Below are 13348 nucleotides of genomic sequence, written 5' to 3'. Positions count from 1 at the left end.
CTCAGGCCAGCTTGCCGACGGCGCCTTCGAGCAGCGCCCAGGCTTCGTCGCCGAAGCGGCCCTTCCATTCGCCGTAGAAGCCGGAGTCGCGCAGTTTTGCGCGGAACGAGTCCGGTGAAGGCGTGGTGAATTTCATCCCATTGCGCTGGAGATCGGCCTGCACGGTCGCATTGAACGTCTTGATGTCCTCGCGCTGCTTCAAGCCGGCATCGTTGATGGCGTTGCTGACGATGGTCCTGAGATCGGCGGGAAGGGCGTTGAAGGCGCGGGCGTTGGCGATGAACCAGAAGCCGTCCCAGATGTGGTTGCTGATCGCGCAGTACTTCTGCACCTCGTAGAGCTTCGCTACCTGGATGATCGGCAGCGGATTTTCCTGCGCGTCGACAATGCGTGTCTGCAGCGACGAATAGACCTCGCTGAATTGCAGGCTGGTCGGCGAGGACGACAGCGCCTTGAACATGGAGATGCCGAGCGGAGACACGGGCACGCGGATCTTGAGGCCGTCCATGTCCTTGGCGCTCTCGATCGGCTTGGCGCCGCTGGTGATCTGGCGGAAGCCGTTGTCCCACATCTTCTCGAAGGTATGGAGGCCGACCTTGGCCATGGCGGCACGGATATGCGCGCCGAGCCCGCCGTCCATCGCTTTCCAGACCTGATCGTAATCGGCAAAGGCAAAGCCGACCGCGTTGATCGCGGCGATCGGCACCAGGGTCGCGACCACGAGCGCGGAGGGCGTGAAGAAGTTCAGCGCGCCGTTGCGCACCTGGGCGAGCATGTCGGTGTCGCCGCCGAGCTGGTTGTTCGGGAAGATGGCGATCTCGACCCGGCCATTGCTCTCCTTGGCGACGCGGTCGGCGGCTTCCTGGGCGCGGATGTTGAGGGGGTGCGTCAGCGGCAGGTTGTTGCCGTATTTCAGCGAGAACTCGGCCGCCCGGGCCGGGCGCGAGAGACCGCCGATCAGGCCCGCGGCGGGGAGGACGGACAGGGCTTGCAGGGCGCGCCGACGGGTCAGGGACATGGGCTTCTCCTCCAACAGCGATTTGATGTTATTTGATGTTTCTGCAACGATATTGATGCGAAAATTGCGACTTTGAGCTAGCATGTCAAACGATAAAGATGATGGTTTTTGAGGTATTCGACGATTGGGCCCCGGAATGAATAAACCAGTGGCTCCTTCGCTGAGCCGCATCGTTGACGTGGCGCGCCGGGCCGGCGTCTCCACGGCGACGGTCGACCGCGTGCTGAATCGTCGGCCCGGTGTGCGGGCGATTACGCAGCAGCGGGTGCTCGCCGCCGCGTCCGAGCTCGACTACATGCCGGCCGAGAACATCCTGGCGGCGATGCGGCCCAAGCCGATGCGGCTGCTGTTCCTGCTGCCGGCCGGCACCAACCGCTTCCTGTCCACGCTCGGGCAGCTGATCGCGCATTCCGACGGCCGGCTCGCGCCCTTCAACGTCCATTGTCAGGTCGACACCATCAAGGGCTTCAATCCCGACCTGCTGGCACGTCAGCTCTGGCGGGCCCGCGACAAGGCCGACGGCATCGCCTTCATGGCGCTCGAGCATCCCGTCGTGAGGGAAGCGGTCGACCGATTAGCGGAGCACGGCGTGCCGACGGTGACGCTGATCTCGGATATCCTGAACGCGCGCCGCGCGGCCTATATCGGACTGGACAATCGCTCGATCGGACGCACTGCCGGCTATCTGATCGCGCGCTTTCTGGGCGAGCGTCCGGCCAAGGTCGCGATGATCGCGGGCAGCCGCAGCTACCGCGCGCACGAAGAACGCGAAATGGGCTTTCTGCACGTCTTCGAAGAACTATTCCCGGCCATCAAGGTCGTGGGCCTGCGCGAAGGCCATGATGACGCCGACCGCAACTATCGCCAGACGCGCATGCTGCTGGGCCAGCATCCGGATCTTGCCGGAATCTACAACATCGGCGGCGCCGCCGATGGTGTCGCTCGCGCCCTGAACGAAATGAACCGGGCGCGTGACGTGGTCTTCATTGGCCATGGTCTGACCTCGGATACGCGTAGCTTTCTGCTCGATGGGACGATGGATGCCGTCATCACTCAAAATCAGCTCAACACGATGATGAGCTGTGTCGGCATCTTCGACAATTTGCGCGCCGGCCGCAGCGCCATGCACGGCATCGAGGCGCCGCGCAGCGAGATCATCTTTCGCGAAAATATTCCGGCGCTTGGGGGCTAGGATCCAGGGAGGCGGCTTGCTGGACCCATGGTCGGCCTGGTCGAGCGCATCCATGGCCTGATTGGCACGATGCAATTTTGCCGGTGTTTTGCCCGACGAGTCAAATGACCGGCGTCTGAAGACATCGGGCTCGTCGAGCACCTCAACGTGCGTTGCAGGAGAGAGGCCTCTCGTTCTGCGCGCGCAAGGCAATTCACCAAGCCTCATCTCGACTTAAGCCGCGCCACCGCGACCAACCGGCCAGGGGCGGTTCTACTGTGCATGGGGTTGTTTTTCAGTTTTTTGTTTGGCGAGGCGTCGGCAGGCGCTCTACAGGCCGGCGGCGACGCCCAGGCGGCCGATGCCGGGGAGCTTGAGCGCCGGCCGCCGGATGTCGATGCCCAGCACCGCGCCGAAGAAATTGATCTCGAACCCTTCGACCCAGCCGACCGTCATGCCGAGGTAACCCGACAGCGAGGCGTAGGCGCCGGTGCGGGAAGGGGTGATGCCGGCCCAGCGTCCGCTGTACGGATAGTCCTTGCCGACCGCGGTGGGTGGAAGGACGGCACGAAGCTCGGGAACGGCGTCCAGCGCCGCCTGCACGAAGGTGTTGGAATTCGGTCCGGGCCAGGCGCTGTAATCGCCGTAGGCGCGGAACTTGTAGGTCTCGACGACGTGGCGGATCTTGGGGATCAGCGCTTCGGCCCGCGCGCCGTCGACCGCCACGACGGTTTCGGGCATGGCGCCGAACCAGCGGCCGTCGGGTGCAAATCCGTTGCTCCGGATCGGGTCGCCCCACGCCGTGTAGTCGTATCGGCTGTAGGTGCTGGCACCTTTCTCCTTGACGACGATCCAGCTGTGGACGGCGAAAATGCTGCGCCACCGCACCGTGCGCGCGGCAAAGACCCGGATCAGCGCGTCCGGATTGGCCGATGCCGGCGGCAACAGGCCGGCGCTCGAGCGATCCGCCGTCTGCCAATTGCCCCGGCCATCGCCGAACAGATAATAGCGTCCGGCCGACAGTCCTATCGGCACGGAGACCAGCAGCAGGAAGAGAATCAAGAGTTTCCTCAAGGGCAGACGGGGGCAGGCGGGACAACACGATTAATATAGTTCGCCCGGCGGGTCGCGCCAGCACGCTTCTGCTCTTGCATTTGGGAGGTGCGCCCCCATGTTCCCGATTATGATGAAACTGTCCCTCATCGAAGACCAAGCCATCCAGGCGCGAATCGCGGGCATCGCGGGCGCCGAGACGTTTGATCGTCTTTTTGCCGGTATCCGATTCGACGAGATCGACGGCAATCTGCTGTTCGCCATTGCCAGGGACGAAGACTGCGCGAGCGAGATCGAGGACGAGTTCTCGCATCACCTCGCCGTGGTCGCGACGCAAATCCTCGGGCAGAGCGTCGACGTGGTCGTGGTGCTGCCGAAGGTCCTGCAATAGGCCTTATTTTGGCGTGCAGGCCGGTCGTCCGGGCTTGCATCCGTGCTTTCCAACGCAATCGTGAAATTGTAATGACGTGCTTGGGCGCTTGGGCCCAGTCCGCGTTGTCGACCGAGCTCTACGGCAGGGCTCGTCGGCGCGCGACTCTATTTCTGAAACAAAGTTGGATACACATTGGCGTCCACCAAAAAAGCCCGGGCCGCGACCGGCGCGAAAAAGACCAAGGCCAAAAGCTCGAAAGGCGAGAGCCCGAAGACCAAGAGCTCGAAGAGCAAGGGTTCAAAGAGCAAGGGTTCGAAGAGCACAGAGAGCAAAGGCTCGAAAGGCAATAGCTCGTCGCGTTCTACGGTCTCGTCCTCATCGCCTCTCGGCATGCTGGCGCTGCATCTGCGCGAGCAATGGGAGAAGTCTGGCCGCGACGGCCTCGTCTTCCTCTGCGACAATGAGAACAGGGCGGAGCGGCTGGGCGGCGTGATCCACGCGCTCGACCCTTCGGTCGAGGTGCTGGTGTTCCCGCGACTGAACAATCTGCCATTCGATGGTCTGGAGCCGTCGCGCGAGATCGCAGGCAGGCGGAGCTCGGTGTTGCGGCGCCTTGCCAAGGCAAGGAAGCCGGTCTTCCTCGTATCGACCGCAGAAGCCATCATGGAGCGGCTGCCGCTGCCGGCGAGCTGGTCAAAGACCAGCCTCAGCCTGAAAGTGGGCGCGGCCTATTCGGAAGCCGAGCTGGAGCGCCGTCTGGAAGCCCTCGGCTACGACCTCGACGAAGAGGCGGAATATCCGGGCGGCGTCCTGTTCCACGGCAAGACGTTCGAGGTGTTTCCCGCGGGCGGACTTGGTCCTTTCAGGATCGAACATTCCGACGGTGTTATCCGTAAGATCGTTGCCGTCGATCCGGTCGAGCATGAGGTCGTCTACGAGACCAGGGAATTGCTGATCGATCCGATGTCCGAACAGATTGCGCTCGGAGGCAAGCGCGGGCAGCGGGCGACGCTGCCGGATTATTGCGCTCGCGCGCGGTGGATCGTGGATGCCGGCGTACCGGGCCACGCCGATATCTGGCTGGGCACCATCGAGGAGGCCGCTGGCCGCAGGGATGCGGAGCGCGAGTATCTCGGACGGGCGGACTGGAAGCGGCTGAAGAAGAGCATCAGCGTGCTTCCGCAAAAATCGGCCTTCACGCCGACGCCCGATTTCTCGAAAGCCTCATCGCCAAGAAAGATCCTCCGCGCATTTATTGACGACATGCAACGCGCCGGGTCGCGGGTGCTGTTCGTCGCGGCCGTCGAGGATGACCTTCGCGCGATGGAGCGGATGAGCGGCATCAAGGCGGAGCGCTGTGCCGATTGGAGCGAGGCGACGGAGGGACGGGAGCGCGAAACGGCGTTCCTGGCCGACTTCGATGCCGGCTTCGTCGGGGCCGGCCGCAAGCCTCTCGTCATCGTCACCGCGTCCGACGTGCTCGGCAGCAGAGCCCATCATCCCCAGCCCATGGCGAGAGCTTGGACGGCCGCGTTCGATCATCCGGACGTCCCGGAGCGCGGCGCGGCGGTGGTCCATTTGCAGCGCGGACTCGCTCTGCTCGACGGCTTGCAGACCCTCGCCATGGGGACGGGATCGCGGCGCGAGATGGTCAGGCTTGCGTTCGCGGGAGACAACGCCGTTCTCGTGCCGCCGGCCGACCTTGCCTTGATCTGGCCGTATGCGGCCGAGCCCGGCAAGCTGGCACGGGACAAGGCGGACGGGAGCACATGGTGGGCGCGGCGGACCGAGGCCGAGGCGGAGATTCAGGTCGCCGCCAAGGCGCTCGCAAAGCACATCAGCCAGCGCCACCGCCGCCGCGCGCCGAAACTGGTCGCGCCCGGGCCGCTCTATGAAAGGTTCGTTGCGCGTTTTCCGTATTTCCCGACCGTCGATCAGGCGAAGGCCATTCAGGACGTGCTCGATGATCTCGCGGCAGGTCATCCCATGGACAGGGTGGTGTGCGGCGACGTCGGATTTGGAAAGACCGAGGTGGCGTTGCGCGCGGCAGCCGCGGTGGCGCTGTCCGGGAAACAGGTGGCGATCGCCGTGCCGACCACGGTCCTGGCGCGGCAGCATGTCGAAACCTTCCGCAAGCGCTTCGGTCCTCTCGGTATCGAAGTCGGAAGCCTGTCGCGGGCGACCTCCGGCCCGGAGACGCGAGGGATCAAAGAGGGCTTGCGAAGCGGCAGGCTGAAAGTCGTTGTCGGCACGCAGGCGCTCTCTGCAAAGGATGTGAAGTTCGCCGATCTTGGCCTCGTCATCATCGACGAAGAGCAGCACTTCGGAGCGGCGGAGAAGGCGAAGCTTTCAGGGCTGGCAAAGAATGCCCATACGCTCTGGATGAGCGCGACGCCCATCCCGCGTACGCTCGCCGCTGGTCTTGCGGGCTTCCGGGATCTCAGCGTGATCGCAACGCCGCCGGTTCACCGGCTTCCGATCGTGACCAAGATCGCTCCGCTTTCGGATGCGGCCATTGCCGGAGCATTGCTACGCGAGCGGCGGCGGCATGGACAGAGTTTTCTGATCTGCCCGCGCATCCAGGATCTGGAGCCGATGCTGGCGCGCGTGCAATCGTTGGCGCCCGACCTCCGCATCGTCTGCCTTCATGGCAAGATGCCCGTCGACGACCTCGACGACCGCATGATGAGTTTCGTCGATGGCGAGGCGGACGTCCTCCTGGCGACCAACATCGTGGAAAGCGGTCTTGATATCCCGCGCGCGAATACCATCGTGGTGTGTTGGCCCGAAAAGTTCGGCCTCGCACAGCTCCATCAGCTCAGGGGGCGGGTGGGACGCGGCGGAACGCGCGCCTTCGCCTATCTGCTGACGGAGTCGACCTCGGAACAGTCCGAGAAGCGCTTGGCCGTCCTCGAGGAGTTCAGCAAGCCCGGCGCCGGCTTTGCCATCAGCGAGCGCGACCTGGACCTCAGGGGCGCCGGCGATCTGTTTTCCGAACAGCAGTCCGGGCACGTGCAGGTGTTCGGGCCGGTGCTCTACAGTCATCTCCTGAAGCTCGCCTCGGAAAGAGTGAACGACTCGGGCGCCTTTCTGTGGGTGCCGGATCTGAATCTGCCTGTCGGCGACATGTTGCCTGAAGGCTATGTGCAATCGGAAGCAATGCGGCTCGAGATCTATGGTCGCGCCGCCAGATGCCGGAGCGACGACGATCTGGAAGACCTGGAGGAGGAGACCTCGCGGCGTTTCGGCAGGCTGCCGCCGGAGGCGCGTGATTTCTTTGCGGCCGCCAGGCTCAGGATCGATTGCAAGCGGCGTGGCATCGTCAGGCTCGATGTCGGGCCCGAGGCCGTCGCCGCGACTTTCCTCCCCGGACGGCTGCGGAAATCCAGAGCGCGATCGCTCCAGCGCGACGGCGATCGCGTCGTCTGCGCCGCCCGCGGGCACGCGGAACCGTTCGGCCGGATCGAGGAATTCCTGGAGCTTCTGGACGAGTGAGGCAGACCTACTGCGGCTCGATTCCGGCTGCCTTGATGATCCGGCCCCATTTGGCGATCTCCGCCTTCAGGAAGGCTTCGAGCGCAGCCGGCGTCGCGCGCTCGGCCTCAACCGGAGCCATGCTGAGCTCGGCAAAGCGGCTGATCAACGCTGGGTCTTTGAGCGCCGTCTGCAGTGCACCGACGAGCTGGTCGATCACGGGCTTGGGCGTGCCGCGCGGCGCGTAGAGGCCATACCAGGTCGTCACATCGAATTCGGGAACGCCGGCCTCGGCCGAGGTCGGTACGCCAGGCAGTGTCGCGACGCGCGTCTTGCTCGTGATCGCGTAGCCCTTGATCGTGTTCGACTGGATATAGGGCGTCGGTCCCGTCGCGGGATCGCAATAGACGTCGATATGGCCGGCGATGACGTCGTTCAGCGCGGGCCCGCCGCCCTTGTAGTAGATTTGCGAGAGTTTCGTATCGGTGGTGCTCATGAACATAAGGCCGCAGAGCTGCGAGGCTGAGCCGAGACCGACATTGCCGAAAGTCATCTTGTCGCCCTCGCTGCGGATGCGCGTGATCATCTCGCCGAGATCCTTGGCCGGGAAATTCGGCCGGGCCACCAGGATCATCGGGACATCAGTGACGAGCCCGATCATGGCGAAGTCGCCGACGGGATCGAACGGCAGTTTTGCGTAAAGCGCGGGCGCAGTGGCCTGGCCGACATGCATCAGGAGCAGCGTGTAGCCGTCAGGCGCGGCCTTGGCGACGCGGTTGGTGCCGAGTGTGCCGCCGGCACCGACGACATTCTCGATGACGATGGACTGCTTCAGCGTCGCGCTCATGGCGTTGCCGAGAATTCGCGCGATGACGTCGCCGGGGCCGCCGGCGGAGAACGGCACGATCATCGTGACCGGGCGGGTGGGGTAGTCGTCTGCGATTGCCGCGCCACAGGGCAAGAGCAGGAGACACAGGATCAGCGATCGTACCAGAGACAACATCGAACACTCCCTGAATTCTTGTTTTTCTAGTCGTCGGAGGACGTCGCCTCCTTGGCGGCGTTTCGTTCAATCATGTCGAGCGCGGCCACCGCAGCCGCATTGATGTGATCGACGCAGCAGCGCTCGGCGAGATCCGGATCGCCGTTCTGGATCGCGCGCCAGATCGCGGTGACCTCGCGCAGGCTCTTGTTGATCCGTTTCGGCTGCGACATCGACGTGATCCGCAACAGTTGGATCCGGTCGTGCAGCGGCTTGAGCATGCGCTCGATGAAGGCGTTGCGGCAGCCGCCGATCAGCGCGGCGTAGAAGTCGGTCTTGGCTTCGAGGCTCCCGACGAGGTCCTGCTTGGCTGCGGCCGCCTTCAGCCGTGCCAGGGCTTCCCCGATCCGTCGAGCCACTTCCGGATCGTGGAGCCTGGCGCATTCGCGGCCGGCGAATCCTTCGAGCACCGCGCGCGCCGCGTACAGCTGCCGGGCTTCTTCGAGGCTGATCGTGGAGACCACGGGGCCGCGGTGCGGGACGATGTTGACGAGGCCGTCGGCTTCGAGGGCACGCAGGGCTTCGCGGATCGAGGGGCGGCTGACGCCCATCATCTCGCAGAGCTCACGCTCGACCAGGCGCTGGCCCGGTTTGAGTGTTCCGGACATGATCGCCTCGCGCAGCTTTTGCGCGACCATCGCCCGGACGGTCGGGACGTCCTCGATGCGGAGTGTCGACTGCAATTCGCTACGTCTTTCCATGTCCGGACCCTGGTTGGGAAAAGTCAGTACCGGTTTACAGGCAGAATCATCATTTCGGCAATTTGAACGTGCGCGGGCTGGTCCAGGGCGAAGACGATCGAACGGGCAATATCGGCAGGCTCGAGCGCCATCCTGAACTGGTCGAAATAGTCCTTTTCCTTCTGCCTGTCGCCACGGTAGCGGGTCAGGATGATGTTGGTCCGGGTCAGGCCTGGCTGGAGCTCGGTGACCCGGATCGCGGTTTCTGCCAGCTCGCCCCGCAGCGTCTCGGTGAACATGTGCACGCCCGCCTTGCTGGTGCTGTAGGCGGCCATATCGGGGACGATCCGGACCGCGTTGATGGAGCTGATGTTGACGACATGGCCGGCGTTGCGCCTGACCATGTCGGGCAGGATCGCGCGGGTGACGCGCATCAGGCCGATCAGATTGGTCTGGATGATGTTGGACCAGTCGTCGGCGGAGCCGGCATCGAACCGCGTCCGCCCGCCGATATCGTGCCCGGCGTTGTTGATGAGGACGTCGACCGGCTTGAACTGCGCGGGAATGGCGTCCGGCAGGCGATCCACGGCCTGCCCATCGCTAACGTCGAGCTGGATCGGAAACACCGCGTTGCCCGCCACGGACGCGAGTTCCTCAAGCGCCTTGGCGTCGCGATCGACCAGCACGACGCGGCGGCCGCTTTCCAGCAAGGCCTTGGTGATGGCGCGTCCCATGCCGCCGGCGGCACCCGTCAGCACGACGCTCTGGCCCGATTGTTCAGTCATCGCAACACTCCCAATGCTTTCATGCAACCGACCAGCCGCCGTCGATCGGCAGGCTGGCGCCGGTGATATCGTTTGCCGCGGGCCCACAGAGAAAGACGACCATGGCGGCGACCGCGTTCATTTCGACGAAGCGCTGCGTTGGCTGGCGCTCACCGAGATATTCCTTGGTCACGTCGTCGACCGGACGGCCGCTGTTCGACGCGATCGTTGCGATCTTGTTCAGGATCGCGGGCGTTGGCAGCGTGCCTGGGCAGAGCGTGTTGCAGGTGATGCCGCTCCGCGCCGTCTCGATCGCCACCGCGCGGGTCATACCGAGGATCGCAGTCTTGGTGGTGACGTAGTCGATGCGATCCTCGACCGCGCGGCTGGAATAGATCGAGCCCATGTTGATGATCCGGCCCCAGCCGCGCTGCTTTATGGCTGGCAGCGCCAGGCGGATCAAATGGAACGGCGCCGACAGGTTGACGGCCAGCGCCTGCTCCCAGCGATCGGGCGGAAACTGCTCGATGGCGGAGAAATGCCTGACCACGGCGTTGTTGACGAGGATGTCGATGGCGCCGCAGCGGTCGAGCAGATCGGCCATCATGGCCTCGATCGCCTCGCGCTGGGCGAGATCGGCGCCGGCCGAGACGACCTCGACGCCGAAGCGGGCGCGGAGGTCATCCGCGGCCTGCTTCGGCGCGACGAGATCATGAAGGACGATATTGGCGCCCGCGCCGGCAAGGCCTTCCGCGACGGCGAGGCCAAGGCCCGCGGTCGCACCGGTCACGAGTGCCCATTTGCCCTTCATCGTCGTCAAGCTCCGTTATTTCTTGTCGAGCTCGGCGAAGACTTCCTTCGCGTTCCGGAACGCATCCACGCCGGCCGGCACGCCGCAATAGATCGCGACCTGCATGAAGACCTCGCGGATCTCCTCCTTGGTGGCGCCGTTGGCGAGCGCACCGCGGACATGGGTTTTCAGCTCGTGTGGGCGGTTGAGCGCGCAGAGCATCGCCAGATTGAGGAAGCTGCGCGTCTTGCGCGTGAGGCCGTCGCGGCCCCAGACGTAGCCCCAGCAATACTCCGTGGTGAGGTCCTGCATCGGACGATTGAACTCGTCCGCGGATGCGATCGCCTTGTCCACGAACTCGTTGCCGAGCACGCTCTTGCGGATTTCGAGCCCGCGGTCGTAGGTCGCCTTGTCCATGTTGTTCTCCGTTTCTCTTTCGGGCGTTGTCAGTTCTCAGTCAGTTTTTGGGCCAGAACGGCTGCGCCAGCGCGAGCTGGGGCGGGAACACCGTCACCGGCACGCCGGATTGCCACTGCACGATGGTCATGCCGGCGCCGACGCGGCGGCCCTTCTCGTCGAACTTGATCTCGCCCAGCGGATAGTATTTCGAGGGGCCGGCATCCATGGTGCGCAGCGCCTCGCCGACGGCAACGCGGTCGGCCTTGCCGGCCTTCTCGAGCGCGTCCTTGATCACCCACATGTCGCCATAGGTGGAGATCGCGTTCTGCGTCATCCACGGCTCCTTGTAGCGGGTCTTCAACTCGGCGATCAGCGCCTCGTGGCCCTTGGCGCCCCAGCTTGCGACGCAGGTCAGCACGCCCTGGAGGAGTTCGGGACTGACGGTTTGCAGCATGTCGGGCTCGGCGATCGCGATGCCGAACGAGATGGTCGGAATCTTGCCCTGGCCGAGGCCGAACTCGTTCATCTTCTCGAGCAGCAGCTTCGCGTCCGAGATCACCGTCGGCAGGAAGAACAGCAGATCGGGTTTCGCCGAGCGGATCTTCTGCACCAGCGACGTCGCATCAGCCAGCGGCGGCGTGAACGTCTCGTCGACGATCAGCTGCAACTGGTTCTCCGCCAGCAGGCCCTCGCGCATCGCCTTTGCGGAAGCGATCGAGGCCCCCGTGTTGTCGGTCAGGATCGCGACCGTCTTCGGCCGCTTGCCTGAGGCCGTCTCCGCCAGCTTGATGATCTGGGGCAACGCCTGCCGTGCCTGCGAGCCTGCGGTGGCCGCGGTCTGGAACACGTATTTGAATCCGCGGTCGGTGATCAGGTCGGAATAGGAGAGGGTGAGGACGGGCAGGCTGGCGCGCTCGGTGACTTCGGTCACCGCGAGCGTGAACGAGGACAGGTATGCGCCGCTGGCAGCAACCAGATCGGTCTCCTGCGCGACCATGCGCTGGGCGGCGTTCTTGGCCTTTTCCGTGGTGTCGCCGGAATCGAGCACGACCAGCTTCAGCTTGGCGCCGCCGAGGGCCTTGATGCCGCCTTGCGCGTTGATGTGGTCGACCGCCATCTCGGCGCCCTCACGCATCACCGTTCCCGGGCGGGCGTAGAGGCCGGAGATCGGCACCAGCAGGCCGACCTTCACCTCTGAAGGTTGCTGCGCCCAGGCGCGGGATGCGATCAGCGTGCCGGACGCGCCGGCCAATAGCGTTCGCCGCGAGATCGTGAACTTGCTTTTTGCAGTCATGACAATTCTCCTCCCTGAAAAATCGCGCGGCGCTTAGGATTTCTTCGGCCAGAACGGCTCTGCTTGCGCGAGATCGGGCGGATAGACGGTGACAGGTACGCCCGATTGCCATTGCACGATGACGACGCCGGCGCCGACGCGGCGGCCCTTCTCGTCGAATTTGAGCTGGCCGCCCGGATAGTATTTCGACGGGCCGGCATCCATGGTGCGGAACGCCTGCGCGACCGAGTTGCGGTCCGCCTTGCCGGCCTTCTCCAGCGCTTCCTTCATCAGCCACATGTCGCCATAGGTCGAGATGACGTTCTGCGTCATCCAGGGCTCCTTGTATTTGGCCTTGAGCTCGGCGATCAGGGCCTCTTGGCCTTTCGAGCCCCAGTTGGCGACGATGGTCATGATGCCCTGCACGGTCTCCGGGCTCACGCTCTGGAGCATGTCCGGCTCGGCGATGGTGATGCTGAAGGACACCGTCGGAATCTTGCCCTGGCCGAGGCCGAACTCGCTGATCTTCTCCAGCCCCAGCTTGGCGTCCGACACTGCATTCGGCATGAACAGGAGCAGATCGGGCTTTGCCGAGCGAACCTTCTGGATCAGCGGCGTGGCATCCGACAGCGGCGGCGTCCAGACTTCCTCGACGACGAGTTGCAGGCCTTCCTGTGCGAGCAGTTTTTCCTTCAGCGCCTTGGCGGTGGCGACTGATGTCGCGGTGTTGTCCATCAACATCGCCACGGTCTTCGGCTTCTTGCCCGACGCATTCTCGGCGAGTTTCATCAGCGTCGGCAGGCCGAGCTCGGACTGGCGGCTCGCGGTCGCGGCGGTCTGGAAGATGTATTTGAAGCCGCGGTCGGTCAGCAGGTCCGAATAGGACAGTGTCAGCACCGGCAGTTCGGCACGCTCGGTCACCTCGGTGACGGCGAGGGTGAAGGATGAGAGATAAGAGCCGGTGGCGGCGACGAGATCGGGTTCCTGCGCCACCATGCGTTGCGCCGCGTTCTTGGCCTTCTCGGTGGTGTCGCCGCAGTCGATCACGACCAGTTTCAGCTTGGCACCGCCGAGCGCCTTGATGCCGCCCTGGGCGTTGATGTGCTCGATGCCCATCTCGGCGCCCATCTTCATGACCTGGCCGGGGCGGGTGTAGATGCCGGACAGCGGCACGATCAGTCCGACCTTGACCTCCGCCGGCGCCTGCGCGCGTGCCACGCCGGCGAGGCCGACGGCGGCAGCGCCCGACAACACGGTCCGGCGCGTCAGTCCTTTTGATATCCTGCCCTTCGATGTCTTGTTCATTTTGTT

The 13348-nt window shown here is 64.4% G+C and carries 12 protein-coding genes; 3 read left to right on the top strand and 9 right to left on the bottom strand.

What is annotated here, in order from left to right:
- Position 1 precedes the first annotated feature (1 nt).
- Positions 2-1018: a TRAP transporter substrate-binding protein gene (locus AB7Z56_RS29960; protein WP_063986530.1), complete on the bottom strand. Its 1017-nt coding sequence runs from the start codon at positions 1016-1018 to the stop codon at positions 2-4.
- Positions 1019-1154: 136 nt separating this feature from the next.
- Here AB7Z56_RS29960 and AB7Z56_RS29955 point away from each other — a divergent pair, with 136 nt between their 5' ends.
- The gene (locus AB7Z56_RS29955) at positions 1155-2210 is read left to right on the top strand and encodes a LacI family DNA-binding transcriptional regulator (protein WP_071915404.1); all 1056 of its coding nucleotides are present in this window, start codon (positions 1155-1157) and stop codon (positions 2208-2210) included.
- A gap of 309 nt (positions 2211-2519) precedes the next feature.
- On the opposite strand, the gene AB7Z56_RS29950 is transcribed toward AB7Z56_RS29955, so the two are convergent.
- Positions 2520-3251, bottom strand: coding sequence for a DUF3750 domain-containing protein (locus AB7Z56_RS29950; RefSeq protein ID WP_063984375.1), 732 nt, complete (start codon positions 3249-3251; stop codon positions 2520-2522).
- A gap of 121 nt (positions 3252-3372) precedes the next feature.
- Here AB7Z56_RS29950 and AB7Z56_RS29945 point away from each other — a divergent pair, with 121 nt between their 5' ends.
- Complete coding sequence (locus AB7Z56_RS29945) at positions 3373-3633, top strand: hypothetical protein (RefSeq protein ID WP_063986529.1); 261 nt, start codon at positions 3373-3375, stop codon at positions 3631-3633.
- A 372-nt stretch (positions 3634-4005) separates the two neighbouring features.
- Positions 4006-7110 (top strand): DEAD/DEAH box helicase, encoded by a 3105-nt coding sequence (locus AB7Z56_RS29940; RefSeq protein WP_063984373.1) that lies wholly within the window; start codon positions 4006-4008, stop codon positions 7108-7110.
- 7 nt (positions 7111-7117) lie between these two features.
- On the opposite strand, the gene AB7Z56_RS29935 is transcribed toward AB7Z56_RS29940, so the two are convergent.
- Genes AB7Z56_RS29935 through AB7Z56_RS29905 form a run of 7 tightly spaced genes read right to left on the bottom strand, consistent with a single transcriptional unit; the run spans position 7118 to position 13342 of the window.
- A complete protein-coding gene (locus AB7Z56_RS29935; protein WP_063984372.1) occupies positions 7118-8092 on the bottom strand; it encodes a tripartite tricarboxylate transporter substrate-binding protein in 975 nt (324 codons plus the stop codon).
- Between the two features lie 26 nt (positions 8093-8118).
- A complete protein-coding gene (locus AB7Z56_RS29930) occupies positions 8119-8832 on the bottom strand; it encodes a GntR family transcriptional regulator (RefSeq protein WP_063984371.1) in 714 nt (237 codons plus the stop codon).
- A 23-nt stretch (positions 8833-8855) separates the two neighbouring features.
- The gene (locus tag AB7Z56_RS29925; protein WP_231144499.1) at positions 8856-9596 is read right to left on the bottom strand and encodes an SDR family oxidoreductase; all 741 of its coding nucleotides are present in this window, start codon (positions 9594-9596) and stop codon (positions 8856-8858) included.
- Positions 9597-9615: 19 nt separating this feature from the next.
- On the bottom strand, positions 9616-10386 hold the full coding sequence (locus tag AB7Z56_RS29920) for an SDR family oxidoreductase (protein ID WP_063984370.1): 771 nt from the start codon (positions 10384-10386) through the stop codon (positions 9616-9618).
- 15 nt (positions 10387-10401) lie between these two features.
- Positions 10402-10782, bottom strand: coding sequence for a carboxymuconolactone decarboxylase family protein (locus tag AB7Z56_RS29915; protein ID WP_014496467.1), 381 nt, complete (start codon positions 10780-10782; stop codon positions 10402-10404).
- Between the two features lie 40 nt (positions 10783-10822).
- Positions 10823-12058, bottom strand: a complete 1236-nt coding sequence (locus AB7Z56_RS29910) for an ABC transporter substrate-binding protein (RefSeq protein ID WP_063984369.1) — start codon at positions 12056-12058, stop codon at positions 10823-10825.
- Positions 12059-12091: 33 nt separating this feature from the next.
- A complete protein-coding gene (locus tag AB7Z56_RS29905; RefSeq protein WP_283018583.1) occupies positions 12092-13342 on the bottom strand; it encodes an ABC transporter substrate-binding protein in 1251 nt (416 codons plus the stop codon).
- Positions 13343-13348 lie beyond the last annotated feature (6 nt).

This window comes from Bradyrhizobium sp. 482_C4_N1_8 (genome assembly GCF_052075965.1).
Lineage (GTDB): Bacteria > Pseudomonadota > Alphaproteobacteria > Rhizobiales > Xanthobacteraceae > Bradyrhizobium > Bradyrhizobium barranii.
The sequence above is the reverse complement of the archived record's forward strand: the minus strand, read 5'-3'. Positions and strand labels throughout refer to the sequence as shown.

Excerpts from the sequence above, each read along its gene's own strand:
- AB7Z56_RS29930 (WP_063984371.1), bottom strand. The coding sequence starts at position 8,832 with ATGGAAAGACGTAGCGAATTGCAGTCGACACTCCGCATCGAGGACGTC.
- AB7Z56_RS29910 (WP_063984369.1), bottom strand. The coding sequence starts at position 12,058 with ATGACTGCAAAAAGCAAGTTCACGATCTCGCGGCGAACGCTATTGGCC.
- AB7Z56_RS29915 (WP_014496467.1), bottom strand. The coding sequence starts at position 10,782 with ATGGACAAGGCGACCTACGACCGCGGGCTCGAAATCCGCAAGAGCGTG.
- AB7Z56_RS29940 (WP_063984373.1), top strand. The coding sequence starts at position 4,006 with ATGCTGGCGCTGCATCTGCGCGAGCAATGGGAGAAGTCTGGCCGCGAC.
- AB7Z56_RS29945 (WP_063986529.1), top strand. The coding sequence starts at position 3,373 with ATGATGAAACTGTCCCTCATCGAAGACCAAGCCATCCAGGCGCGAATC.
- AB7Z56_RS29920 (WP_063984370.1), bottom strand. The coding sequence starts at position 10,386 with ATGAAGGGCAAATGGGCACTCGTGACCGGTGCGACCGCGGGCCTTGGC.
- AB7Z56_RS29935 (WP_063984372.1), bottom strand. The coding sequence starts at position 8,092 with ATGTTGTCTCTGGTACGATCGCTGATCCTGTGTCTCCTGCTCTTGCCC.
- AB7Z56_RS29905 (WP_283018583.1), bottom strand. The coding sequence starts at position 13,342 with ATGAACAAGACATCGAAGGGCAGGATATCAAAAGGACTGACGCGCCGG.
- AB7Z56_RS29925 (WP_231144499.1), bottom strand. The coding sequence starts at position 9,596 with ATGACTGAACAATCGGGCCAGAGCGTCGTGCTGACGGGTGCCGCCGGC.
- AB7Z56_RS29960 (WP_063986530.1), bottom strand. The coding sequence starts at position 1,018 with ATGTCCCTGACCCGTCGGCGCGCCCTGCAAGCCCTGTCCGTCCTCCCC.
- AB7Z56_RS29955 (WP_071915404.1), top strand. The coding sequence starts at position 1,155 with ATGAATAAACCAGTGGCTCCTTCGCTGAGCCGCATCGTTGACGTGGCG.